This is a genomic window from Oleiagrimonas sp. C23AA, from assembly GCF_011759385.1.
Taxonomy (GTDB): domain Bacteria; phylum Pseudomonadota; class Gammaproteobacteria; order Xanthomonadales; family Rhodanobacteraceae; genus Oleiagrimonas.
This window is the reverse complement of record NZ_JAARLY010000006.1, coordinates 135,543-160,183: the sequence shown is the minus strand read 5'-3', so window position 1 is coordinate 160,183 and position 24,641 is coordinate 135,543. Positions and strand designations below refer to the sequence as shown.

Genomic DNA, 24,641 nt, shown 5'->3' with positions numbered 1-24,641 from the left:
CTTGGGGCTAGTTTGCCCGGAGACCTCCAGTTATGCCTGGATCAAGATTACGGGGAGTCGACAAAATCTCCTTGCCAAGAGCCAAACGGAATCGGTGTTAGCTCGACGCAGACTGAAAATTCGGTTCCAGACAAACCATTCGTCTCGATCACTTCAAGAGGCAGTTCTGACAAACACCCTTCAAGCTTGAACCTTTCGCACAGGAGATTACGCGGCATCTCGTGCAAGGACGGGTCGGGTTTCGGCACAAAATCCGGTGATACGAAATGTGAGCTAATTTCAAGCCGGGCGTAGTTGGCTGTAGTGAAGGCGATTGGCGTAGTAAGCGAGACGAGACGCAGCCCGTCGAACTCGGCGTGGTTAATGAAATCACGAGCGATAGCTTCTAAATCGTCCTCGGCAACGCAGGCTCGCTCGGGAAAATCACCCAACCAAGCCGGACGCGAAATTGGATTCAGATCGTGAAGTCCGTCGATTCCATGGATCATCTCGAAGCATAGTCCCTCGGCAAAGTGCTGCGGTAAGCCCAACTCGCAAACGGCAAACGCTAGCGTTCTCAAATAGGCGGAGAGATACGCTTCATGAATTCTTTGCCAGTACTGACCCATTAAACCCGCTCGAACTTCAGCGACGTCGCCAAAGAAGTACGGATAGCGGGTGTAATGCGTGCCAAGTGACTCGCAAATAGCTTCCCATTCAAATGCCCACTGCTTAGCAAATGGGAATCCGCTCTGGCTCTGGAGTTTCTCCAAATGATTGCGGTACACCGGTGGTACGTGCGCTGTCTTGTGCTCCTCAAAATAGTCGCTCGGCTCAAAATCAACAGGCGCTTGGTTGGAATAGGTTCGAGCCCAGCCACCCTTAGCCTCTCCGGGGCCATACATGCGCTCAAGCAAGCAGTCAGCAAGGATAGAGGGATGCTTGATTCGAGACGTGACAACGCTGTGCGGTGGGCGAGCTTCATCTGACGTAAGCATCAGTACGTTGAGGATCTCGCACGTTTCTGACTCATACCTGCTGTTCTCAAGATGATCCAGCAAAGCAGCCGTAGCCGTTGGTCTCGTTGTCTCATTCTCCAACAGTCCCCGAATTTCCCTGGCAACCCGGAAACGAGCCATTGGCACAGGCCACTTCAATCTCTTGAGAAGCATCGTGAAACCCATCGGAAATTCAGCCGAATTGGGCTTGAACCAGGGCGTACTCGGAATGGGCTGCTCTCTTACTTCCTCGACAAGGTTCGTCACAAACGCGTTGGTTACGTCCCTCGCGATCTCTACCTGACCAGCCAAGACGAGGAACCGCACCAGATATTTGTAGCCGATGACTAGCCCGTGTCGACGACGCCGAAAATAGGGAGCTGGTAAAGACGTGTCGCGGATATAGGAAAACCAGCGATCGGCGTAGTGCGTGGCGGCTTGCTCGAGTCGGGCCAACGCCTCCTTCTCAGACGTGTACCAACTCTGCCACCCATGACGGTGAATGTGGGCCTTTACGAGCCACGGATATGCCGCATCCTTACCCTCAACCTCTAGGCTGATTCGAAATGCCTCATCAAGGACCATGTCGGCACCATACGTGGACTCGGAACTATCGAAGTAGGCACCAATGCTGTGCAGCGCTCGCGTTGCCAATCCTTGGTCTCGACAGTGATTGAGCCACGCAACTATGAACCCGCCCCGCTCCTTGTAATCAAGGACGTCCGCTGCAGATACAACATCGGGAAATGCGTCCGGACCGAACGACGTTGGGTCTTGCTCTTGAGAACTGTCGTGGCGGGTTTCTGAATTGTCCGCCTCGTATCGCCTAGGAAGAGATGGGCGACCACCGAGAAACGCTATCTGATCATCGAAAAGGCGCCGTGCAACGCCATCGCCTGCCGCGCGCTTCTCAAGCGCATTCAACGTTCTTGCGTCGACGAGTGTACGAGCGATGGACCTCGACTCCTCCAGCTCGAGATCCATTGACTCGACGAACTCGATGAAGCATTCATCTGCGTAGGAGTGCTCGTCTGCCTCAATATGATGATCAAAAAGAGCTGGCAAAAACCTCGGGAGCCGTTTGCTTACAACTTCAATCAGTTCTGACCTGACATGGTTTGTCTCATCGCCGTCCGTGAACTCAGTAATGACATTGACAATCGGCGTCACCGTTTCTAGCCAGTCGCGAGTGGTTGACGCATCCTTCATGTGCACCGTCGAGATAGCGTCCAAGACCTCAAGCGCACCCAGATCCTTTCTCCATCCGTACCCAACTAAACATTCTGCTGCGTGGCGCAAATATGCTGACTGTTTAGTATCGCCATAAAGTCTCGCCACATCAGCCAAGAGCGTCCATCGCTCCGATCTTTCGTTAAATTCGACGACCGTCAATTGGAGCTTAGTGGCCTCATCCGCCAACATCACCGCGGCAGCGGCGGGCTCGAGAATTGGCATGCGAGATTCGCTTGTGCGAGCCACCCAAATTTCGTCGGACCAGTGTAGGGAACGCCTAACCGATCTGAGGGTAAACTCAGCTACTCGGCCGCCATTGCTGGTAACTAGATGCAGGTCGATAGAGATCCGACGAAGCGCTTCGCAAAAGGCGATGTACTGCGAGTAGTCCTCCTTCGGCGACGGTCCGTGCACCACGGGCGCGAGGTCTGCGGACCCGTCATACACCGCCGCAAAATCCGGCGTAGTTAAGCCGGTAGCGATCTTTGACGCAATTTCCTCAAGTTTTTTTAGACCGAGACGAGCCCACCCGGGGTCTCCTCCGAGATCCTGTGGAATCAACGTGTACTCTGCGCCCGCTGCACGCAAAGCTACATAGAGTGCAGACCAAAACGATTCGCAGAAAAAGCAGGTCAGCTCTTGGTGCAACCCGTAAGAGTAACGGTCTCGAATTAGTCCCGCTGGCACATCGGCATGGCAAACTTTAGATGGTAAATCGTGGCCCCGACTGATGAACCAATACGCCGCAAAAGGGGATATCGATCCATCCGCGCCAGATATCAATTGGCGTGCGTCTGTTCCACTGAAGCCGGTAAATCTTATGATCTCGTCAAGTACACGAGCTCGTTGCTTCGCCCAAGAATCGCCCTCAAGTCTGCTGATGACAAGCTGTAGCCCGGCCAGGTTTCGAGCATTCCCCAAAGCGCTAACTAACTTGCCGACGAATGGCTCCGGTGCTTTGAAACTGAGAATGAAAAGCAGAACTCGGTTAACATCAGAAGCCTCCATTAGAGCACTGACAGAAATTAGCTGGTCGATGAGCTTGGTAAATTCTCCATGTGGCCGATGGCGCAATGCGATCCAAGTGTTTATCCGGCGAGCAAGCTCACTGAGGCTCTCTGGCAGTGTTTCTGTTTGCAAGTCGCTCGGACCGAATCGCGCGATAGCACCGACCTCGGCGTCAGACAGCACATATGGTGCGTCGATAGCATTGTATGTTTGCTGGCGGTTCCCAGAAACCGCCAGCGCAGTTGCCAGAAATAGTGGGAAGTCTCGGGCCTGATAACCTCGGCCATTCGACACTCGGATTTTTAGACTGCGACGCCTTACAGTCCCCGGAAGATCTCCTTCGAGAAAACACTTCTCTTCGGCCGCGGCCAGAATGTCTTCAATTTGCTCCGAAGGCCAACCGCTCGACATAGAGTCAATCACCCAGTCGCGATTCGTTCCTGCAAGCAAGTCGGCGAAGTCGCCTGCCCGCGCCTTGGTTAGCCATAGCCAGCCCCATCGCCAATACTCGGGTGCATCGCTCTCGAGCCAGGCAACGATCTTGGGAAGGAGCGCAACGTGCGATTCCTCATGATCTGGTCGTTCCCGAACCCATGCGAACACGCTCGAATGAAATGGCACCATGCCGAAGCGTCGTGGTTCGAGAAGGTGATCGATCTCGCTGAAATCGCCAAGCACCTGTCTTATGCCCAGACTGGGCCAATAGAAGCCCGACCCGGCAAGCATGTGCAGCGCGTTCTTTGCGGTCGCGCTTAGGCGGACCCAAAGGCCTTTGTAATAGGTTCGAATATCACCATCCGGACAAGGGTCCAGCGCATTCACATCATCTGCCGAAACAGCGGTTCCGGATCGAACCAACTGTTCGTAGGCATAAATGAGATGCAGGGGATGCCCTTGGCTAATTTGGAACAACGCATCCGCAATCTCACTTATCAACTCACTTCGGCGTTCCGGGGTAGGGTCAAAGCGAAGCAGGAGCGGCCTGGCGTGGTCAAGGTGACTAAGCCAGCAATGGACTACAGCTTGTTCCATAGCTGGAATTTCCTGCCAGTCGTCATCTGTTACGAGTGTTAGCAGCTTGCTTGGCAGTTGCTCATCTGGAACGCGTTGTGTACCAACGATAAGGCTAAGATTCGGCGGTACCGGAAGGAGCTCGTTGAAAAGATGATTTAGCTGATCCACCCGTTTGTTGTCACGCCATACGTGATCAAGGCCATCGATAACGATGTAGAGGCGCTTGCCCTCTCTAGCTAGGTTCTCAGCTGCCGTTCCCATTGATCGCCGAAATTCTCGATCATCTTCGGATACGCCATCCATAGCGTCCGAGTGTTGCGTACGAAGCTGTTCAAGGAGAGATGAAACGATGTCGGTAAACGACGTTCGATCAGATACAGAATCCTCAGCCGGAAGGAAGTAGTGGTGACGCAGGACGACGGCGCCTTCCTCTTGTAGCTGCAGTGTCAAATGACTGAGAAATGTGCTCTTACCGCGACCCGGCGTACCCCACAGGACAGTGAGGGGATTGTTATCTTTAAGCCGGCCTCGGATCGTCTCGTAGAACGTACTACTCGGAGGCAGGTAGCCGTCAGGGACAACAAAGTCTTGACGTAGTGGCTGGGGGCGCCGCTTGTTGATTACCTGCGCTACGTGCTCACGCAGGATTTTTCCTCCGGGGGAGGGCTGATCCTTACTCGTCGCCCACGTTCTCACGTGGTGCCGGAAATAGAACCAACCCAGTGGATCGGTGTCTGCGGGCACGATCTGGTCACGAAGCTGTCGCTCGTATTCATCGAATCCCGGCCGTTCACCCAAGAAGTCGAACGAGTCGAAGAAGAGTTTCGCCTCGGCAGCACCGCCACATTCGGCCTCTAGCGATTTCCGCAAGTTCTTGTCGAGCCTCTCAAGGGAAACCCGGTTGCCGATAAGGGACTTTTGAAACTCACTGGATGGAGGGCGATTTGTCTTCAAACATGCAGAATGAATCGTCCCCATTGCAGCCACGCGAGCGAACGACTTTGCCCATTTGGCTAGCATAGACGTGCCGTTCTTGGACTTATGAAGTAGCCAGTCCCAGTCCAGTTCGTACCGCCCGGAGTCGACAGTGAACTTGACCTGCACAAATTCATAAGTTCCGTCGACTCTTTCCGCAACGACATCGTCGAGGGCCTTGAATTGACTATCGTCAGCCTCTAGCTTTACCCAGTTGAATAATGCTGGATCTCGATACTGTCTAAGCAGAACCTCGATCCCAGCCAGATCCTGATACTCGTATCCAAGCCGAGGGATCGCGGCGGCCTTGATCGCCGGCCTCGGAAGGTGAAGATCCAGCTTGGAATTTTCAGAATTACTCAAGGCCCGACGTCCCCAGCTGTTAGTAGCGGTTCGCTTTGGATTCCTAGATTAGGTTACCGGATCGGGCGCCAGCCTGATCGGCTAGGGCCTTATCGTTCCGGGCGAGAGCTGTGTGCGATAGCGTGAGACGCGTCAGACGATTTAGCATCGCGGGGTTGCCCCGCTGCTCATAGCTCCCTTTGTCGCAACGACGTAAACGACTGCTTTGGGTCGGTAGCCGCCGCTGATCATTGACCCGCGTTTCCATGAACGCACCCGCCAGCAAAAAATGGCAAGCTGTAAGCCAGCCATCCCGGACTGCCCGTCGCGCGATCGCCGAACGAGTACTGGTGCTAGCGCCTCCACCTATTACAAGGAACCCAACCCATGCGCCTGATGACACGACTTTCCCTGGGCCTTGTGCTCGCCGCCGCGCTGGCCGCGCCGGCCGCCTTTGCCGCGCCGCCGGCACAGCAGATGGCCGACCTGAAGGCGGTGCAGAACTTTCAGTTGAACGAGGGCTTCCTGGACAAGTACCTGGCTGCGCAGGACGACATTGCCAAGGATCCGTGCAACCTCAGCATGATCGGCGTGATGTCGCAGGGCGGCAAGGACATGTCGTTGGACAAGATGGTGTCGATGTACCAGGCACAGCCGGGCGTGAAGCCGATGCTGGCCCGCCACAACCTGACCGCGCGGCAGATGGTGCTGGGCATGGCGGCGCTGATGCAGGCCGCAGCCGGGCAGATGCAGCAGGAGCACCCGGAGTACTTCAAGGATCACGAGGCGCCCGCCGCCAGCGCGCACAACATCGCGTTCCTGAAGGCACACCGCGACGAGATTCAGCAGCACATGCAGAAGCTGGCCAAGGAGCAGATGGCCTCGGGGCACATGCCCTCGTGCCTGAAGGGCAAGATGGGCGCCATGGGCGGAAAGTAAGCCAGACGTCCGGCTACCAAAAAGCCCGCCGGTTGGCGGGCTTTTTTTATGGCGGCTTGCGTAGCGGCAGGCGTCAGCGCGAGGAGATGTATTTCTCGCGGCGGATGTGCGCCACCGGCAGGCCGGCTTCCTTCAGTGCAGTGAAGCTGGCATCGACCATGTTCGGGTTGCCGCACAGGTAGGCGATATCGCCTTCGGCATCGGGTGCCAGTTCCGGCAGCACGCTCTGCACGTAGCCTAAGCGATCGCTTTCGCGCGGGTCCGGGCGTGCGCCGCGGCTTAAGCAGGCGTGGAAGGTGAAGTTGGCATGCTGGCGGGCAAAGGCCTCGAATTCCTCGCCGTACAAGAGCTCGGCCTCGTTGCGGGCGCCGTACAGCAGCACCACTTTCACGTCGCGCTCGGCCATCACTTTGGCCAGGCCCGGCAGCATGGCGCGATACGGCGTAACGCCGGTGCCGGTGGCCACCAGAATGTAGCGCTGGTTGGCATCGTTGGGCATCAGGCAAAAGCGTCCGTACGGTCCGCTGGCTTCCACACTCTGGCCGTGCTCGAGCTCACCCAGCAGCTTGGTGGCGGCGCCGCCCTCCACGTAGCTGACGGCAATCTCCACGCGCTCGATGGTGGTGTCCTCGGAGACGGTGGCCACCGAGTAACTGCGCTTGGTGGGTTTGCCATCGTCATAGGCAAAGTGCACCTGCAGGAACTGGCCTGGGTTGAACGCGAACGGCTGGCCGTCCTCACGCTCGAACACCAGGTGACGCACGGTGGGCGCCAGCATGAAACTGTCGGCAAGACGCAGGTTGAAACGCTCGGGCATAAGGCAGGTAATCGGCAACGAAACAGTCAGTTCTGGGCCGCACATGAAGGCGCTCATGCCCGGCCGGTTATAATAAAAGGCTACCACGCGCGTTGAAACCGGGCGTGTGCGCCCCGATGCTGGGCGTCTTGTACTTATGCAGTCCCCGCCGCGCTTCGTGCCCCACGGCGCGCCGCGCCTGTGCCTACTCTGGATACAAGCCACTTATGACCGATACCCCCGCGCTGGAGGTTGATGACCTCCGCAAAACCTACAGCTCCGGCACGCAGGCGCTGCAGGGCGTCTCGCTGCGTGTGGCACCGGGCGACTTTTTCGCCCTGCTTGGCCCCAATGGTGCCGGCAAGTCCACGCTGATCGGCATTATCTCCTCGCTGGTCAATCCCAGCGGCGGCGATGCCCGCGTGTTTGGCGTGTCCATCCGCGAAAACCGCAGCGAGGCCATGAAGCTGATTGGCCTGGTGCCGCAGGAAATCAACTTCAACCAGTTCGAGAAGCCGTTCGACATCTGCGTGAACGCGGCTGGCTTCTACGGCATTCCGCGCAGCATCGCGGTGCAGCGCGCCGAGAAGTACCTGAAGGAACTGCGCCTGTGGGAAAAGCGCGACCAGCCCGCGCGCATGCTCTCCGGCGGCATGAAGCGGCGCCTGATGATCGCCCGCGCGATGATGAACGAGCCCAAGCTGCTGATTCTGGATGAGCCCACCGCCGGCGTGGATATCGAGATCCGCCGCTCGATGTGGCAGTTCGTCACCGGCATCAACGCAGCCGGTACCACGGTGATCCTGACCACGCACTATCTGGAAGAAGCCGAGCAGCTGTGCCGCAACATCGCCATCATCGATCACGGCCGCATTGTCGAGAACACCACCATGAAGGCGCTGCTGTCCAAGCTGGACGTGGAAACCTTCGTGCTGGACACCAGCGTACTGCCCGAATCGCTGCCGCAGGTCACCGGCATCAAGGTGCGCCGCATGGACGATCACACGCTGGAGGCGGACATGGCCCGCGGCCATGATCTGAACTCGCTGTTTACCGCACTGACCGAGATCAACGTCACTGTCACATCCATGCGCAACAAGGCCAACCGTCTGGAGGAGCTTTTCGTGCGTCTGGTCGAGAACAACAACAAGGAGGCCCGCGCATGAGCAGCAATGCCGCCCTGAACATGGTTGCGCTGGGTACCATCGTGCGCCGCGAAGTGATGCGCATCGTGCGCATCTGGTCGCAGACGCTGATTCCGCCGGCGATCACCTCGACGCTGTACTTCATCATCTTCGGCGCCGTAATCGGCAGCCACATGGGCACCGTGCACGGCTTCGCCTACATGGCCTACCTCGCGCCGGGACTGGTGATGATGAGCGTCATCAACAACAGCTACGGCAACATCACCAGCTCCTTCTTCGGCGCCAAGTTCCAGCGTTTTGTCGAGGAAATGCTGGTCTCGCCGATGCCCAGCTGGGTGATTCTGGCCGGCTACATCATTGGCGCCATGGTGCGCGGCCTGACCTTGGGCGTGGTGGTGATGCTGATCGCGCTGCTGTTCACACACCTGCACATCGCGCATCCGCTGATCACCCTGACCACGGCGATGCTGACCTCGATGGTGTTTGCCCTGGCCGGCTTCGTGAACGCGGTATTTGCCAAGAAGTTCGACGATATCGCCATCATCCCGACCTTCGTGCTGGCCCCGCTCACTTACCTGGGCGGCGTGTTCTTCTCGATCAGCCAGATCGGCGAGCCCTGGCACACGATCTCGCTGGCCAATCCGATCCTGTACATGGTCAACGGCTTCCGCTACGGCGTGCTCGGCATCTCCGACGTCAATATCGGCGTCGCCTATGCGGTGATGCTGTTCTTCGCTGTGGTGCTCAGCGCGTTCGGCATGTGGCTGCTCAAGCGCGGCATCGGCATGCGCTCGTAAGACAAGCCGATACATGACCGGCGACGCCTCAGGCGTGGCCGGCCACCGCCCACAGCGCCTGCGGATCGAGTACATGCAGGCGATGCTTGGTGAAATGCAGCACGCCCTGCTCGCGCAACCGGCGCAGGGTACGGTTTACATGCTCGCCGGAAAGGCCCGTGGCCTGCGCGATGTGGCGCTGGGTCAGCGGCAGCACCATGCTGTCGCCGGCACGAACAGGCGCGTGCCCGGTCACACGTACGTACAGGTCCACCAGCAGCTGCGCCACACGCTGGCGCGCATCGCGAAGACCCAGGTGCACCAGACGATGGTGCGCGCGCGCCTCGTTAAGGCACGCCGCCTGCAACAGCAGATGGCCGATGCGCGCGTCCTTGCCCAGCATGTGCGGTAACTGCGCGCTGGCATGCGCCCGCACGCGAACTTTCGTCAAACATTGCGCGGTGTGGCGCATCGGTCCGGTCGCGGAAGCCAGACCCAGCACGTGACCTGGCACGGCAAAGTCCAGAATCTGCACGGCGCCGTCGCGCGTGACCATGGACTGCACCACCCAGCCCTCCAGCACCATGAAGTAATGCGCACAGGCCTCGCCCTGGCGGTACAAGCGTGCGCCCGGTGCCAGCTGCAAAAGACGGCCGTGATGTGCCGTGTGCTCACTCAACGGCTGTGCCATCGACACCGGCGTGCGACCTCCCTGCCATCATGACCCGAACCGCGCCCCGCAAGACGCGCGCATGCCGGTGCCGCGCATGCGTCACAACACCCAGGTCGAAGGTAGCGTTGGATAACAGGCAACTGATGCGGCATGGCGTGCGTGCGGAGTCGTGCGGGGCGAACGCGCACTTTTAGCAGTGGCCCGCGCAGGGCGCACTGACACACATCAAATTTGCCCGGCGGTTTGCTCGGCTACACGCTGGCCGCGTGAATCAGTGCCGGCAAATCCAGCACCTGGATCGACTTGGGCCCATACCGGCGAATCCATCCCTCGCGTTCCATGGCGGCGAAGGCACGCGCCACGCTCTCGGGCGTGGTGGCCAGATAATCGGCCATGTCGGTACGGCTCATCGGCAGGCGAATGCGCTGCTCGGCGGCATCGTAGATGTCATCGTGGCGCAGAAATTCCAGCAGGAACGCCGCCAAGCGGCGATGCACGCTGTGCCGACCCAGCACGATCATCTGTCGCTGCGCCATGCGAAGGTCGTGCGCGGCCTTGGTCAGAAAGTGCAGCTGCAGTCGGGCGTCGGTCAGCAGCAACTTTTGCAGCGGCGCCAGCGGAAGGCAGAAAAGCCGCGCCGGGGTCAGCGTGCGCGCCGCGCTGATGTAACGCCCCTGCTCGGCCAGCCCGAACAGGTCACCCGAGCGCAGAAACCCCAGGATCTGCCGGCTGCCGTCGCCATCGTGCACACTGGTGGCGACCATGCCGCGCTGGATGAAATAAAGCGCCTCGGCCGCCTGCCCCTGGTCGTAGATCAAGCGGTTGCGCGCCGGCAGCTCCAGCACACTGGCAATGCCCTCCAGCCGCCGAAGATCCTCGGCGCTGAGCACGGCATCCAGACGCCCACCTTCGTCGGCATCGCCGGAAAGACGCGTGGTCAACACGGGGATACGTGGCTGCGGACCGTTCATGCCGCTTCTCCAGGCTCACCACTATCCCCTCTGGACAAACGCCAGGAGGCACCGCGACGCATCCAAGACCACTCGGCCATGCGACTCGTGCACGCCATCAGGCTGCCGCATTTGTTGGCGCCTGGCGATAATCCCAGCCGCGAGCCACGGCAAGGAGTGCGCCGGATCGCGAGTGACATGTGCCGGCCATGCACACCGGTAATTTTCATCCTGCGACTCACCCGACCGCCTCGTCCAATTCAGACACGCTCACCTTAAGTGCGTCGCCTGGATCACTTATTGATCTGCGGCAACTGCTACCTCACCGTATCCGCGCAAGATGGATCGCAAGCCCTCGAAAGCGAGTGGCGTACGCCCCATATTGCCCTCACCACCTCTTTCACTCGGCCTCACGCATGTCCGCCATCGAGCACGCCACCGACGACCTGGAAACCACGCTGCGCGAGCAGGGCTTTGCGTTCGTGGAGGGCGCGCGCATGCGCGCGGCGCTGGCCGAATGTGGCTCGCTGGACGACTGGAACGCGTTCACTGACAGCTGGAACGACCTGTATGTGGACGCCTACATGGCCGACCGCGGGCGCTACCGACGCCGGCGCCACGCGGTGTTCTCGGTGGACAATGACAGCGGCACGGTGGAGCAGCCACGCCAGCCGCATTACCAGAGCCTGGACTACAACCGCCTCAACGGCGGTATCGAACGCTGGTACGAGCCGATCGAGCCGGCGCTGCGCTCGGGGCAGAGTCTGGCGACCATCCTGCGCTACGCGCACGGACTGTTCGGCGCGCTGGCGCCCGAGGTGCCGCGCTGGCACGTGGAGGTGCATCAGTTCCGTATCGAGGCGCGGCCGGGTGAACCGGGGCAGCCCACGCCCGAAGGCATGCACCGCGACGGCGTGGATTACGTGCTGGTACTGCTGATCGATCGCCACAATATCGATTCGGGCACCACCACCATCCATCGCGATGCCGACACGCCGCTGGGCAGCTTCACGCTGACCCACCCGTTCGACGCGGCGCTGGTCGACGACCATCGCGTGTACCACGGCGTGACCGCGGTGGAGCCGCACGATGCCACGCAGCCGGCCTGGCGCGATGTGCTGGTGGTGACCTTCCGCCGCGCCGACGCGGCCTGAGCGCTCCCTGCAGATGCAACAAGGGCCGCCGCGGAAGTACCGCGGCGGCCCTTGTCGCTTGATGCCTCAACGGCGAGCGAGCCCGCAAGGCCCGCGCCGCTGTGACATCGTGCGCTTGCTTACTTGCCGTTGTTCTTCGGCAGCGGCTCGAGGTTGAACGAGATCGTCTTGGTCTTCGCGTTCAGGCCCTTGACCACGTCGTCGGTGATGTCGTGGCTCATGTTGCCGCCGAGCACCGAGTCGCGATCCAGCAGCAGGCCGCAGTGATGCTGCTTGTAGACCTGCTGCACCACCGGCTCGGCGTCGTTGCCGATGCGCTGCATCACCTTGCCACGCGTCAGCTGCACGCGCTCGCCCAGATCGTGCGCCTTCTGCTGGAAGTGCTGCATGCGCTCCTGCAGCGCCTGGCCCTGCTTCTTGCGCTCGGCCTCGCTCATGGAGCCGGCCTTGGACTGGAAGGCCTGGATATCCTTGCGCAGCGGCTCACGATCCTTGTCCAGCTGCTGGCGGGCATTTTCGGCCAGCTGCTTGAGGCGCGCATCAGCGGCCTGCCCGACCTTGGAAGTACCGATCACTTCCTGGCGCGACATCATGCACACGCCCGGCACCGCGTTGCCGCCGAGCGACTGCTGCGCCTGCGCCGGCATCACGGCCGCCAGGGACAAGCCAGCCGCGGCGGCCAGCACTACCATGCGTTCTACGGACATACGTTTACCTTTTCCCAAATATGTTTTGAGGTGAGTGTCGATCGAAGCCACCGGCGGCGGCCCCGCGCAGCCCAGCATAGCAATGCCGGCGCCGCGGCGCGCGTCCCCCTTGGAGCGCGCCTCGCCTTCAGGCTGGGACAAGCCCCAGTCTGGTTAGTTCATCGACAGTCTACTGCCTGTTGTCGGTCTTATGGGCGTGCTGCTGCCCACGCAAGGGCGCCAGCGACTCGAACTTGCGCTGATATTCATCGGTAATGGTGCGCGCATCATCGCTGTCACTGATGACCCGCGGGGTAATCAGCACCAGCAATTCGGTGCGGTTGCGGTGGCGGCTGGTAGTGCCAAACAGCCGGCCCAGCACCGGAATATGGTTCAGCCCGGGGATACCGGTATCGGTGGTGCCCTCGTCCTGCTGGATCAGGCCCCCCAGCAATACGGTCTGGCCGCTCTGCACGGCAATCTGCGTGGCCAGTTCGCGCTTGTCGATGGGGAAGTTGCCGAACTGGTCCTTGACGCCGGGCTTGCTGACCACCTGGTCCAGCGTGAGATAGACCAGACCACCGGGATTGACACGCGGGCGTACATCCAGGATCACGCCGGTGTCCTTGTAATCCACGCTGCCAAGGTTCTGGATGCCACCGGTGGAACCGGTGCTGATGCCGCTGGTGATGTAGGTCTGGTTGACCGGCACCTGCGTGCCAACCTGGATCTTGGCCTCCTGATTGTTCATCACCACCAGCGAGGGCGCGGACAGGATCTTGGTGTTGGCGCTGGTCTCGATGGCGCGCACCGCGGCCTGCAGGTTGCTGTTGATGAACGAATAATAGAAGGCACTGTTGGTGCTGTTGAACGCCGTGCCGCCACCGCCCAGCGCGCCGGCCTGCTCGTTGCCCGGCTGTCCCCACGAGCGCGTGTTGCCACTGTCGGTGCCGCCGATCAGGCCTTCCAGATACCACTGCACGCCGAAGCTGAACTCACCGGTGAGCTTGACCTCCAGGATGCGCGTCTCGATCTGCACCTGCAGCGGCACCGTGTCCAGACGCTTGATGGCCGACTGGATATCGGCCCATTGCGACGGCCGACAGCGCACCAACAGTTGGTTGTTGGAATCGACCGCGGTGATGCGAATGCCCGTCTGGGAGCCACTTCCCTGGGCATCGGAGCGCCGACTCTGCGAGTCATGGCGGCGGGGCAACTGCACCCGGTCACTGCTGCCGTTGGTGTCCGAACCCAGTCCACTGCTGCTTTTGCTGGTGCTATCGCCGTTCGAGTCCTCGCTGCCGATGCTATGGGAGGTAAGACCCGGCCCCACCTGTCCGCCCTGATCCTGGCCCTGATCGGACTGCGGCTTGGTGCCGTTGTAGATCTGGTTGAGATAGTCGGACAGATCCGAGGCCTGCACGTTCTTCACGTCGTACACGTACAGCTGCGGCTGGTTGCCGCCACCCCGGTCAATGCGCTCGATCCACTGGTGCACTTCGTCCAGATAATCCGGCTGCGGGCTGATCACGACGATGGCGTTGGTGCGCTCGATCGGCAAGAAACGCAGCATGCCGGCCATCGGCGTGTCGGCCTTGGGGCCAAACAGCTTTTCCAGCTGCGGCAGCAGTTCATCGACGTGCGCGCGCTGCAGGTTGTACACGCCCACCGACATGCCCTTGAGCCAGTCCACATCGAAGGTGCGAATGGTGCGCTGATAGTTGGCCAGCTCCTGTGGCGTGCCGGACATCACCAGCGTGTTGCTGCCAGGGTCGACCAGCAGGAAGGAGGCATCGCGCGCAAACGGCTTGAGCAGCTTCTGCATCTGCTTGGCGCCGATGTAGTGCAGCGTGAACAGCCGCGCCTGCAAGCCGGCCTGCGGCGGCTGCGCGCCCAGGCTGGGCACCAGGTTGCCGGCCACCGCATTCTTTGACGGCAGCACCACGTAGCGTCCGCCCTTGTTGACCAGGGCGTTGTCGGTCCAGGACAGCAGTGTTTCCAGAATCGGCAGCGCCTGCTGACGCGTCACCGGCTGCGCGGTGGAAAAGGTGACCGTGCCTTTCACGTCCGGCGAAATGGCGTAGCTCTCGTGCAGGAAATCACCCAGGATGGCCTTGACCACCGCCTGCACGGGCTGATCCTCGAAATTGAACACCACCGCGCCCTTGCCCTGCGCCGCCTGCCGCGCGGCCGGCTGACCATGCACGAACACGCCGCTGCCGCGCTGTACCTCGCCACTGCGGCCACCCTGGCCGGGCGTGGTCGCGGCCGGCTGGCGCAGCTTCATCGGCGGCGGAGGCGGCGAGTGGGTGCCAGCCACGGCCTCGCGTTGCAGCTCGCCATCATCGCGCGGTTGCGGCAGGGTCGAGCAGCCGGCCAGGACGACCACGGCTGCGCTGAGCAGAATGCTGGAAAGGTGACGCATGATCTTCAGTGCTCTCCCTTGGCATGCGCCTTGGCCTGCTGGCCATGGCGCTGCTGGTATTGCTTGGTCAGTCGCTTGAGCCGGGCCTGCCGGGCCTGTTCGGTGACTGACGCGCCGCCGGATGCGGCCGGTGATTGCCCCTGACGCGGCGGACGCAGCACGGCATCGGCCTTGCCACGGCTTGGCCGCGGATGGCCGTCGGGACGGTGCAAGTGCTCGTCCGGTGGGCTGCTGGCAGACGCTGGACGAACCGGCGGTGGTGCCGATTGTCCGGCGTCGCCTTTCGGGCCCGCGCTGGCATCGGCATGGGCCACCTTCAGGGTCAGTTCGGTGCGCGGTCCGCCGCCAACGAACACGGCATGCCGGGCCGCCAGCGACTTAAGCCGCCAGGCGCTGTCGGGCAGGGTTTCGCCTTCGCGCACGCGCACATCCTTGTCGCCGTGAGCATCGTGCATCAGTGCCATGTGCAGGCCCGGTGTAAGGATGATGCCGGTCAGCACCAGATCGCCCAGACTGACATGTTCACCGTTGCCACCGGTGGCCTCGTGCGGCTGCCGGTCGGCGCTGAACAGCGGATGCTCCCAGGCGGCGGCGAAACGGGTCGGCGGTGGCGACGTGGCGGCGCGGGAAGCGACTGGCTTATGTGCCCCCGTGGCCGGCTCAACCGGTGCCCGGTCCCAGCTGACCTGCTGGCCCCACCCCAGCACCAACGCCACCAACAAGGCTAGTACCAGGGCCACGACCATGGCCAGCCAAGGCGTCAGACGACGGTGATCGGCGGCCCTCATGGCGCAGCCTCCGACGCGTGCTTGGCGCCGCCGGCGGCGGGCCGCACGTAGCCGGTGAGCGCGAACTGCACCTCCAGCGGCTGCAGGCTGCCATCGGCACGCGGCGTCGGGTTGCGATAGGCGCTGAAATTGGTCACGAAAAGATCCGGCGTGCCGTATTCCAGCCGGTACAGAAGCTGGCTCAGCGGATGCATGCCGCAGCGCAGGCTGATGTTCACCGTCACGGCGACGTAGGCTGGCTGCTTGCCGCCATCGTCGTCACCGCTGTTGATGGGCATTTTCTGCGTTACCTCACAGGCCCCACCCACCTGTTTGACCGCCTGCACCACATGTTGCATCAGGCCGGCCGAAGCGGCCGAAGGATCGTTCTCGGGCAAAAACGCGCTGGAACGCGCCTGGCCCTGGGCCAGCGCCGCCAGACGCCGCTGCAGCATGGGCTTTTGCGCGATCAGTGCGCGATAGTGATGCTGATCCTCGCGCAGGCTGCGCATTTGCGCCGAGATGGCCTGCTGCGGCGCCACGAACCACCAGTGCACCAGCGCCAGATAAGCCAGCGCCAGCGTCAACAGGGCCAGGCCGATGGCGGCCAGGCGCTGCTCAGTGCGACCCATGCGCATTGGCGCCTCCCTTGGCGGCACCTGCGTCATGCAGTTGGGCGGCGATGAAGAAGCGCTCCTTGTGCGTGCGCGGATCGCTCTGGATGGAGCCCTGGATCTGGGGTTCGTCGAGCAACGGCGAGGCTTTCACGCGCTCGATCAGTCCGGCTGCCTGTGGACCTTGCCCCTGCAGACCGACACGACCGTCATCGCTGACCGAAAAACGCTCCAGCCAGGTATCGGTGGGAATGCGCTGGCTGAGGTCGGCCAGTACCGCCAGCACGGTGGGCGAGCGTGCCTTTCGCTGAGCCAGAAAGCCAGCTGCCTGCGCCCGCTCGGACAACCGACGGCGCAACGTGGCCACCTGTCGCGCCTGGGTGCGCAGCGTATCGACCTGGGTCTGCATCTGCGCCAATACCTGGCGACGATTATGCACCCACTGCGCCATGCAGGCGACGATCAGCACCAGCACCGCCAGCGCCAGCCAGCCGTTGCGACGCCGCCACGGATGCGCGCGTCGCGGCCGCTGCGCCGGCGGCAGCAGATTGACACCCAGGCGGCGGCCGTCGATCACGGTGTCGACCGCATCCACCTTTACCTGCATCGCCGCCAGTCGTGCGAGGGCGTCATCCAGCGGCACGCGTGGCGTCACCACCAGCTCCACCGCCACCTGCCCATCGGGCGCGGGGCCGACATCCTCGCGCACGTCGAAATACACATCCTGGGCGCGGAATGGTGTCTGCCGGTCCATCTCGAAACCGACCACCTGGTTCAGACGCTCCAACGCGGCCTCTGGCAACAGCAAGCGACGACGCAACACCTGCGTAGGCGCCAGCCACAGCATCAGGCGAAGATCGGCCGCATCCACGTCGCTACAAGCTTCGGCCAGCGCCGCCTGCTGCAGCGCCGGCGCCGAATTAAGCGACTGCTCCAGCAACGGCACATCACCGGCCGGCGCCCACAACTGCCAGTGCGAAGCCTCAAGGCGCAGATAGCGCCAGCATCGTCCACGCAGCCAGGCCTGACGCCAGCGCGTCGGCAAGCAGGCGGCCAGCTCGCCACCCCACCAGGCCAGAAAGCGTGGCACCGGCGAACGCCGCCAGGCACGCTGCATGCGCTCGATCTGAGGACGCAGCGAATGCGTCGTCAATTCCACTCAGCCTCCCCGCTGCCGGACGATCGTGATTGCTTTAATTCACGCCAGCGCCGTAACGCCGTGCGCGTGCTGTCCCTGTCCGCACTACTATGCGTGACAACGCCCGCCCCCGCCACCGTCCGCCATCACGGCCTGAGCAGGCGCGACGCCGCAAGGCGCCTTTTGTGACCAAGATCGCATCGCCGGCCTCCGCGGCTGGCGCGAACGGTACTTCAATTGCATGAAGCTTTTCGGTCATGATCGTGAGTACATCGATCACACCCGGGGGAGATTCATGTCCATGCGCCATACCCTGCTCGGCATCCTATTGGCAGCAAGCACCGCCGGCACGGTGGTTGCCCAGGACGATGCGCCAACGCCTGCACCGCCGCCCACCGAGCACCCGGTGTTGCGCCACATTGCCGCCCAGGTCCAGCCCAGCCAGCTGCATGCCACCATCGCCAGGCTGGTCGGTTTCGGTACCCGTCACACCATGTCGTCCACCACCTCCAGGACGCGCGGCATCGGCGCCGCGCGGCACTGGGTGAAATCGCGCTTCGAAGCCATCTCCGCCGACTGCGGTGGCTGCCTGACCATCGTCACGCCGCATCACACCGTGACCGGCGAGCGCCTGCCGACACCGACCAGGATCGAGAATGTGGTCGCGATCCAGCGCGGTACAACTGATCCCAACCGCGTGATCATCATCACCGCGCATCTGGACTCGCGCGTCACCGATGTGATGAACAAGACCGCCGATGCCCCCGGGGCCGACGATGATGGTTCGGGCACCGCCGCGGTGATCGAGGCCGCCCGCGTGCTGTCCAAATACAGGTTCCCGGCCACCGTGGTCTACGCCTCGCTGTCCGGCGAGGAGCAAGGCCTGTACGGCGGCAAACTGATGGCAAGTTACGCGCGCGCGCAGCACTGGCAGGTCGAGAGCGATTTCAACAACGACATCATCGGCAACACGCATGGTATCGATGGCGTGGTCGACAACACCCACGTGCGCGTGTTTTCCGAGGGCACCAAGAGCACGGAAACGGCCAAGCAGGCCGCCTATCGGCGCTATTTCGGCGGCGAAGTGGACTCGCCCTCTCGCAACGTGGCGCGCTTCATGGCCGACCTGGCCCAGCGCTACCTCACCAACTTCCACGTGATGATGATCTACCGCACCGATCGCTACGGACGCGGCGGCGATCAGGTGCCATTCCTGGCCGCCGGCTACCCCGCCGTTCGCGTGACCGAGGCGCACGAGAACTACACCCGCCAGCATCAGGACCTGCGTACCGAACATGGCATCCACTACGGTGATGTGATCGACGGTGTGGATTTTGACTATCTGGCGCAGGTCACCCGGCTCAACCTGATCAGCATGGCGGCGATGGCATGGGCGCCGGCGCCGCCGACCGATGTCAGCATCAAGGGCGCAGTAGAGCCGGATACACATATCCACTGGACCGCCTCCCCGGGCGCCGCCGGCTACCGCGTATGGTGGCGCCAGACCACCGCGCCGCAGTGGCAGCACCATCGCTGGGTCGGCAACGCGACACAGGCCACGCTGAAGGACATCGTCATCGACAACAGCTTCTTCGGCGTCAGTGCGGTGTCAGCCAATGGCTTTGCCAGCCCGGTGGAATTTCCCGGTAACGCCGGCAGCTTTATCACCGCCATGCCCGAGGCTGCCCGCCCTGCAGGCAAGCACGCGCATTAAGCGCGCATCGGCCGGTGGGCAATCGCTTGGCCCACCGGCCGACGAAACCCAACGCCAGCTGAATCTTGGCATGAGCCATTGCGCCAGCATCAACGCAAAAGCGCACACTCGCGCTTACCTCAACAGCGGTGGGTGGGCGACATGAGCAAGGGACTGGATTCAAAACGCAGCGAGAAGAAGAAACCGGCCATGACGCTGAAGGAAAAGCGCGCCGCCAAGCACGAGAAAAAGCGCCTTGGGGCCGTGCCGAGCACGGTCGGCAAGACCCCGCACTAAGCTTGCGACACCGTGCTCAAGTGCCGCGTCGCTTGGCGCGGTGCGTGGGTGTGGCCGACCACGGATCATCCGGCCAGGGGTGCTTGGGATAGCGCCCTTTGAGTTCCTTTTTCACTTCTGGATAGGTGCGCTCCCAGAAACCGGCCAGGTCTTGCGTGACCTGCATCGGCCGGCCCGCCGGTGACAACAGGTGCAATGTCACCGGCACGCGCCCCCCGGCAATACGCGGGGTGTCGGCCAGGCCAAACAGCTCCTGCAGCTTTACTGCCAGTACCGGCGGCTGGTCCGGGGCATAGTCGAGTCTGCGGCTCATGCCGCTGGGCACACTCAGCGCCTCGGGCGCCTGCGCGTCGAGCAACTGGCGCTGCGCGTAATCCAGATGCGCGGCCAGGGCTTCCGATAGCTTGCCCGGCGCCAGCGCATCGAGCTTGCGCACACCGGCCAGATACGGCGCCAGCCAGGTTTCCAGCGAATCGAGCAAGGCCACTTCGGAAAAGTCCGGCAGACCAGCTTCTGGCATCCACGAGGCCAGCGCCTGCACTCGGGTACGCAGGCGGCGCGCCGCCTCGCTCCAGGGCAACACGTCCAGGCCGCGCTCGCGAATACGCGAAAGCAGGGCCGGCAAGGCGTCCTCGGCGCCGACCGGCACACTGCGGCGCGACAGCAGCAGCGCATCGAAGCGCTGCTCCTCGAAAGCCTCCACCGCGGCACGCGCTTCGTTCCACCGCACCGCACGCTCACGCCGAAAGCGCGCGGCAAACTCGCGCTCCAGCACTGCCGGATCAAACGGCGCCGCGGCACGGATCAGACTGTCACCCTGCGCCTGCTGCAGATCCAGCACCACCAACCAGGGCTCGCCCAGCAAGGCGGTCTGCTCGTGCAACCTTGCACCACGGCCATTGCTCAGCTGATAGCGCAACGGCTGGCCATCGAGCTGGCGCGCAATGCGATCAGGGAAGGCGTGCAGCAGCAGATCACCGATGCGATGGCTATCCGGCGTGCCGGTGGCTGCGCTGCGGACATTCAACCGCCGACGCCAGCCACGCGCGGCCTGCTCGATCGCCGCCAGCGCGCCGGCATCGCCCCCATGCATACGCGCGCTACGCGCACCGCCGTCGCGCCAGGCATGCAAGGCGGCCACCCGCACGCGGAAATCATCGTTGAAGGCATCGGCGCCACGCAGCGGCGAGCGCGCATCCAGCATGGCCAGCAGATCGGCCATCAGTGCCAGCATCAACTCGGGCGCTTGCGCGACCGCGGCGGCCAGACGCGGCGTGGCGCCCAGCTTGCGCATGCGCCGCCCCAACGCGGTGATGCGAGCGTCGCTATCCAGCGCGCCCAGGCGCTGCAGCAAGTCGCGCCCCTGTGCCAGCGCACCGCTGGGCGGCCCGTCCAGCCACGGCAGGTCCGCGTCCCCCCAGGCCGCCAGCTCCAGCGCCAGGCCGGAGAGTTCGGCCTGCGCGATTTCCGGCATGCGCGAGGCCTCCAGCCGGCGGCTTTCCGGCCACAGGCGATACGCCGTGCCTTCGGCCACACGTCCAGCACGACCGGCGCGCTGATCGGCCGAAGCCTGCGAAATAGTGACCGTTTCCAGCCGCGTGAAACCGGAGTTGGGATCAAAGCGCGGCTCACGCGCCAGGCCGGCATCGATCACCGCGCGCACGCCGGGCAACGTGACGCTGGATTCGGCCACGTTGGTTGCCAGCACCACACGCCGGCTCTGCGCATCGCCCGGCGCCAGTGCGGCGCGCTGCTCGGCCAGCGACAACTCACCATGCAGCGGCAACACCTCGATGTGGGGGTCCAGCTGCGCCTCCAGCACTTTCTGCGCGCGTGCAATCTCGCGACGACCGGGCAAAAACACCAGCACGTCACCGGCATTTTCTTCCAGCGCCTGCCGCGTCACACGTGCCAGGTGGGCCTCCAGACTTTCCTGCGTGCGCGCCGGCGGATAGGCCATGCGCACCGGAAAACTGCGCCCGGGCGAGGTCAGCCGCGGCGCATCCAGCCAGCGCGCAATGCGCTCGCCGTCGAGCGTAGCCGACATCACCAGCACGCGAAGATCCTCGCGCAGCGCGCCCTGCACATCCAGCGCCAGCGCCGCGCCTAGATCGCCGGCCAGGTGGCGTTCGTGAAATTCGTCGAAGATCAGCAACCCGATACCGGCAAGCTCCGGATCATCCTGCAGCATGCGCGTCAGGATGCCTTCGGTGACCACCTCGATACGCGTCGCCTCACTGACCCGGGACTCGAAGCGGATGCGATAACCCACCCGCCGGCCTACCTCTTCACCCAATTGCCGCGCCATGAACTCGGCCGCCGCCCGCGCGGCCAGCCGCCGCGGTTCGAGCATGATGATGCGCTGCCCGTACAGCCATGGCGCCTCCAGCAAGGCCAGCGGCACCTGCGTGGTCTTGCCCGCCCCCGGCGGCGCCTCCAGCACCAGACGCGTGCCCTCGGCCAGCGCAGTGCTGATCTGCGGCAACAGGTCGGTGATGGGGAAATGCGGGGCGCTCATGGGGGTGGAATGGTACAGCGGGTGGAGGTTTGTTGGGTTTGGGTGGGCATGCCCATGATGCTTGTGCGCAACTGGGAAATGGCTGTCCTATATTGAAGGATTCGCTTTGACTGGCTGGCGCCATTAGGCGCCAGGGGTTCCGACGGCCTGCCGGCCGCCGGGTTCATTTTCTTGCGTGCACAAGAAAACCGAACCAAAAGAATGCACCCCTCGTGTCACCTTGCGCACAATGCGCGCAAGGTCCGTGGTCGCTGGCCGGGCTTGGCCGACAGGGCGTCCTGCCCTGACGACCCAGTGGCTCGCCTCCTTGCGAGCCACCCTGCGGGCCTTTTCAGCCAGCGCCCACTGCCACGAAAAGGGAAAGGTGGCTCTAGCCAGCTGGCGGTGACTCATCGACCACGCTGCGGTGTGCCCCCACTCCCGTTCGCAGGCGGCGAGAGTGTGGAGGATCAGGCCCGCAGGGTGGCCGGCAGGGACGCCGGCCAGTGCGTCGTCAGCGCAGGACGCGCTGTCGGCGCACCCCCGGAATGCGCTCGCGAACCCGAAGGGCGCCGTAGGCGGGTGCCCTTTCTCTTGGTGACTTCTCTTTGGGCACGCAAAGAGAAGTTACCCGGAAGCCGGCAGGCTTTCGGAACCTCTGGCATCGCAGATGCCAGCCAGTCGAAGCCCAATCTCCAGTGGCTAACCTGTACATGAAGGACGATGGTTCTAGCCAAAGTACGACGACTCATCGGCCACGCTGCGGTGTGCCCCCACTCCCGTTCGCAGGCGGCGAGCGTAGGGAGGATCAGGCCCGCAGGGTGGCCGGCAGGGACGCCGGCCGGTGCGTCGTCAGCGCAGGACGCGCTGTCGGCGCACTCCCGGAATACGCTCGCGAACCCGGAGGGCGCCGTGGGAGGGGCTTTCTCTTGGTGACTTCTCTTTGGCACGCAAAGAGAAGTTACCCGGAAGCCGGCAGGCTTTCGGAACCCCTGGCATCACCGATGCCAGCCAGTCGACGCCCCCGCCCTTAAAGAGAAGGAAACCAACACCCCTTCGCACACCCCACCCCAAACTGCGAAAATACCTCGCTTGTCCCACCCGAAAAGACGCCCCACCCCATGCAGCTTGTCGACATCGGCGCCAACCTCACCCACGAAAGTTTCGATCACGATCTCAACGACGTGCTGACCCGCGCGGCCGAACATAACGTCGCCGAAATCGTGGTCACCGGCGCCAGTCACGAGGGCAGTGTGAAAGCGCTGGAGCTGGCGCGGGCGCATCCGGGACGGCTATTCGCCACCGCCGGTGTGCATCCGCACCACGCCATCGACTATCACGCCGACACCGACATGCTGCTGCGCGAGCTGGCCGATGAACCGCAAGTGTGCGCGGTCGGCGAGATGGGGCTGGATTACTTTCGCAACTACTCGCCCCGCGATGTGCAGATCAAGGCGTTCGAGGCGCAGCTGGCCATCGCGGTGGAAAAGCGCAAGCCGGTGTTCCTGCATCAGCGCGAAGCGCATGCGGATTTTCGCGACGTGCTCAAGACCTTCCGCGACCAGTTGCCGGCCGCTGTGGTGCACTGCTTTACCGACACGCGCGAGGCGCTGTACGACTACCTGGACCTGGACTGCCATATCGGCATTACCGGCTGGCTGTGTGACGAGCGCCGCGGCACGCATTTGCGCGAGTTTGTGCGCGATATCCCCAGCGGGCGGCTGATGATCGAAACCGACTCGCCGTACCTGCTGCCGCGCACGGTACGGCCCAAGCCGTCGCATCGACGCAACGAGCCGATGTTCTTAAAGCACATCTGCGAGGAGCTGGCGCGCGATCGCAACGAAACGCCGGAGCAAACCGCCGCACACACCACCGCCACCGCACGCGTGTTCTTCGGCCTGGACGCCTGATGCCACCACGCCGGCCAGCGCCTGCACGTCCGCCCCGGCGACGCCAGATCGGGAAGCCCGCCCCGGCGCCCTCGCAACGGATCTTGCTGGCGCTGAACAAGCCCTATGGCGTGCTATGCCAATTCCGTGACAAGGACGGACGCCCGACGCTGGCTGACCACATCACCATTCCAGACGTCTATGCGGCTGGACGCCTGGATCATGACAGCGAAGGCCTGTTGCTGCTGACCAATGATGGAGCGCTGGCGCACCGGCTTACCGATCCGAAGCACAAACAGCCCAAGACCTATCTGGTGCAGGTGGAAGGCACTCCGGACCAAGCCGCGCTGGACGCACTTCGCCAGGGCGTGACACTGAAGGACGGCCCGACCCTGCCCGCGCAGGTGCAAGCGTTGTCTGGTGAACCGGAAAACCTGTGGCCACGTGATCCGCCCGTGCGTTTTCGCAAGACGGTGCCAACGGCGTGGCTGAGCATCACGCTGCGCGAGGGCCGCAACCGACAGATCCGCCGCATGACCGCCGCCGTTGGCCTGCCCACGCTGCGCCTGATACGCACGAGCGTGGGCGGCTATGCGCTGGACGGTCTGCAACCGGGCCAAAGCCGCGTGCTACGCGGCCCTGGTGCCTGA

The 24,641-nt window shown here is 62.9% G+C and carries 18 protein-coding genes; 8 read left to right on the top strand and 10 right to left on the bottom strand.

Features of this window, described 5'->3' with window-relative positions:
* Positions 1-47: 47 nt before the first annotated feature.
* Entirely contained in the window at positions 48-5,570 is a 5,523-nt protein-coding gene (locus tag HBF24_RS11465) for an ATP-binding protein (protein ID WP_167173001.1), read from the bottom strand.
* Between the two features lie 366 nt (positions 5,571-5,936).
* Here HBF24_RS11465 and HBF24_RS11460 point away from each other — a divergent pair, with 366 nt between their 5' ends.
* A complete protein-coding gene (locus HBF24_RS11460; RefSeq protein WP_167172999.1) occupies positions 5,937-6,488 on the top strand; it encodes a hypothetical protein in 552 nt (183 codons plus the stop codon).
* 73 nt (positions 6,489-6,561) lie between these two features.
* Here HBF24_RS11460 and HBF24_RS11455 read toward each other — a convergent pair whose 3' ends face one another.
* Entirely contained in the window at positions 6,562-7,305 is a 744-nt protein-coding gene (locus HBF24_RS11455; protein WP_167172997.1) for an FAD-binding oxidoreductase, read from the bottom strand.
* 206 nt (positions 7,306-7,511) lie between these two features.
* Between HBF24_RS11455 and HBF24_RS11450 the strand changes: the two genes are divergently transcribed.
* Together HBF24_RS11450 and HBF24_RS11445 are read left to right on the top strand one after the other, a co-directional pair.
* Positions 7,512-8,450 (top strand): ABC transporter ATP-binding protein, encoded by a 939-nt coding sequence (locus tag HBF24_RS11450; protein ID WP_167172996.1) that lies wholly within the window; start codon positions 7,512-7,514, stop codon positions 8,448-8,450.
* Positions 8,447-9,226 (top strand): ABC transporter permease, encoded by a 780-nt coding sequence (locus tag HBF24_RS11445; protein WP_167172994.1) that lies wholly within the window; start codon positions 8,447-8,449, stop codon positions 9,224-9,226. The genes HBF24_RS11450 and HBF24_RS11445 overlap by 4 nt, the downstream gene beginning before the upstream one ends.
* Positions 9,227-9,254: 28 nt before the next feature.
* Here the strand turns inward: HBF24_RS11445 and HBF24_RS11440 are convergent, their stop codons facing one another.
* Positions 9,255-9,896: a Crp/Fnr family transcriptional regulator gene (locus tag HBF24_RS11440; RefSeq protein WP_240922520.1), complete on the bottom strand. Its 642-nt coding sequence runs from the start codon at positions 9,894-9,896 to the stop codon at positions 9,255-9,257.
* Positions 9,897-10,129: 233 nt separating this feature from the next.
* Positions 10,130-10,849, bottom strand: a complete 720-nt coding sequence (locus HBF24_RS11435; RefSeq protein ID WP_167172990.1) for a Crp/Fnr family transcriptional regulator — start codon at positions 10,847-10,849, stop codon at positions 10,130-10,132.
* A gap of 395 nt (positions 10,850-11,244) precedes the next feature.
* Between HBF24_RS11435 and HBF24_RS11430 the strand changes: the two genes are divergently transcribed.
* Positions 11,245-11,982, top strand: coding sequence for a 2OG-Fe dioxygenase family protein (locus HBF24_RS11430; protein ID WP_167172988.1), 738 nt, complete (start codon positions 11,245-11,247; stop codon positions 11,980-11,982).
* A gap of 119 nt (positions 11,983-12,101) precedes the next feature.
* Here HBF24_RS11430 and HBF24_RS11425 read toward each other — a convergent pair whose 3' ends face one another.
* From HBF24_RS11425 to HBF24_RS11405, 5 genes are all read right to left on the bottom strand, one after another.
* A complete protein-coding gene (locus HBF24_RS11425) occupies positions 12,102-12,689 on the bottom strand; it encodes an OmpH family outer membrane protein (RefSeq protein WP_167172986.1) in 588 nt (195 codons plus the stop codon).
* A gap of 169 nt (positions 12,690-12,858) precedes the next feature.
* On the bottom strand, positions 12,859-15,093 hold the full coding sequence (gene gspD / locus HBF24_RS11420; RefSeq protein WP_167172984.1) for a type II secretion system secretin GspD: 2,235 nt from the start codon (positions 15,091-15,093) through the stop codon (positions 12,859-12,861).
* A 5-nt stretch (positions 15,094-15,098) separates the two neighbouring features.
* Positions 15,099-15,881, bottom strand: coding sequence for a general secretion pathway protein GspN (locus HBF24_RS11415; RefSeq protein ID WP_167172982.1), 783 nt, complete (start codon positions 15,879-15,881; stop codon positions 15,099-15,101).
* Complete coding sequence (gene gspM, locus HBF24_RS11410; protein ID WP_343162757.1) at positions 15,878-16,492, bottom strand: type II secretion system protein GspM; 615 nt, start codon at positions 16,490-16,492, stop codon at positions 15,878-15,880. Before gspM ends, HBF24_RS11415 begins: the two co-directional genes overlap by 4 nt.
* Positions 16,479-17,633, bottom strand: a complete 1,155-nt coding sequence (locus tag HBF24_RS11405; protein ID WP_343162756.1) for a PilN domain-containing protein — start codon at positions 17,631-17,633, stop codon at positions 16,479-16,481. The genes gspM and HBF24_RS11405 overlap by 14 nt, the downstream gene beginning before the upstream one ends.
* Positions 17,634-17,907: 274 nt before the next feature.
* Between HBF24_RS11405 and HBF24_RS11400 the strand changes: the two genes are divergently transcribed.
* Both HBF24_RS11400 and HBF24_RS17420 read left to right on the top strand, forming a co-directional pair.
* Positions 17,908-19,326 (top strand): M28 family peptidase, encoded by a 1,419-nt coding sequence (locus HBF24_RS11400; protein ID WP_343162755.1) that lies wholly within the window; start codon positions 17,908-17,910, stop codon positions 19,324-19,326.
* A gap of 141 nt (positions 19,327-19,467) precedes the next feature.
* On the top strand, positions 19,468-19,602 hold the full coding sequence (locus HBF24_RS17420; protein ID WP_277344546.1) for a hypothetical protein: 135 nt from the start codon (positions 19,468-19,470) through the stop codon (positions 19,600-19,602).
* A gap of 16 nt (positions 19,603-19,618) precedes the next feature.
* Here the strand turns inward: HBF24_RS17420 and hrpB are convergent, their stop codons facing one another.
* Complete coding sequence (gene hrpB, locus HBF24_RS11395; protein ID WP_167172978.1) at positions 19,619-22,120, bottom strand: ATP-dependent helicase HrpB; 2,502 nt, start codon at positions 22,118-22,120, stop codon at positions 19,619-19,621.
* Positions 22,121-23,220: 1,100 nt separating this feature from the next.
* Here hrpB and HBF24_RS11390 point away from each other — a divergent pair.
* Together HBF24_RS11390 and HBF24_RS11385 are read left to right on the top strand one after the other, a co-directional pair.
* Positions 23,221-24,012, top strand: coding sequence for a TatD family hydrolase (locus tag HBF24_RS11390; protein WP_167172976.1), 792 nt, complete (start codon positions 23,221-23,223; stop codon positions 24,010-24,012).
* A gap of 80 nt (positions 24,013-24,092) precedes the next feature.
* Entirely contained in the window at positions 24,093-24,641 is a 549-nt protein-coding gene (locus tag HBF24_RS11385; RefSeq protein ID WP_343162761.1) for a pseudouridine synthase, read from the top strand.

Coding starts and splice junctions, on each gene's coding strand:
- HBF24_RS11450 (WP_167172996.1), top strand. CDS start 7,512: ATGACCGATACCCCCGCGCTGGAGGTTGATGACCTCCGCAAAACCTAC.
- gspD (WP_167172984.1), bottom strand. CDS start 15,093: ATGCGTCACCTTTCCAGCATTCTGCTCAGCGCAGCCGTGGTCGTCCTG.
- HBF24_RS11455 (WP_167172997.1), bottom strand. CDS start 7,305: ATGCCCGAGCGTTTCAACCTGCGTCTTGCCGACAGTTTCATGCTGGCG.
- HBF24_RS11430 (WP_167172988.1), top strand. CDS start 11,245: ATGTCCGCCATCGAGCACGCCACCGACGACCTGGAAACCACGCTGCGC.
- HBF24_RS11390 (WP_167172976.1), top strand. CDS start 23,221: ATGCAGCTTGTCGACATCGGCGCCAACCTCACCCACGAAAGTTTCGAT.
- HBF24_RS11425 (WP_167172986.1), bottom strand. CDS start 12,689: ATGTCCGTAGAACGCATGGTAGTGCTGGCCGCCGCGGCTGGCTTGTCC.
- HBF24_RS11445 (WP_167172994.1), top strand. CDS start 8,447: ATGAGCAGCAATGCCGCCCTGAACATGGTTGCGCTGGGTACCATCGTG.
- HBF24_RS11440 (WP_240922520.1), bottom strand. CDS start 9,896: ATGGCACAGCCGTTGAGTGAGCACACGGCACATCACGGCCGTCTTTTG.
- HBF24_RS11460 (WP_167172999.1), top strand. CDS start 5,937: ATGCGCCTGATGACACGACTTTCCCTGGGCCTTGTGCTCGCCGCCGCG.
- gspM (WP_343162757.1), bottom strand. CDS start 16,492: ATGGGTCGCACTGAGCAGCGCCTGGCCGCCATCGGCCTGGCCCTGTTG.
- hrpB (WP_167172978.1), bottom strand. CDS start 22,120: ATGAGCGCCCCGCATTTCCCCATCACCGACCTGTTGCCGCAGATCAGC.
- HBF24_RS17420 (WP_277344546.1), top strand. CDS start 19,468: ATGAGCAAGGGACTGGATTCAAAACGCAGCGAGAAGAAGAAACCGGCC.
- HBF24_RS11415 (WP_167172982.1), bottom strand. CDS start 15,881: ATGAGGGCCGCCGATCACCGTCGTCTGACGCCTTGGCTGGCCATGGTC.
- HBF24_RS11435 (WP_167172990.1), bottom strand. CDS start 10,849: ATGAACGGTCCGCAGCCACGTATCCCCGTGTTGACCACGCGTCTTTCC.
- HBF24_RS11400 (WP_343162755.1), top strand. CDS start 17,908: ATGTCCATGCGCCATACCCTGCTCGGCATCCTATTGGCAGCAAGCACC.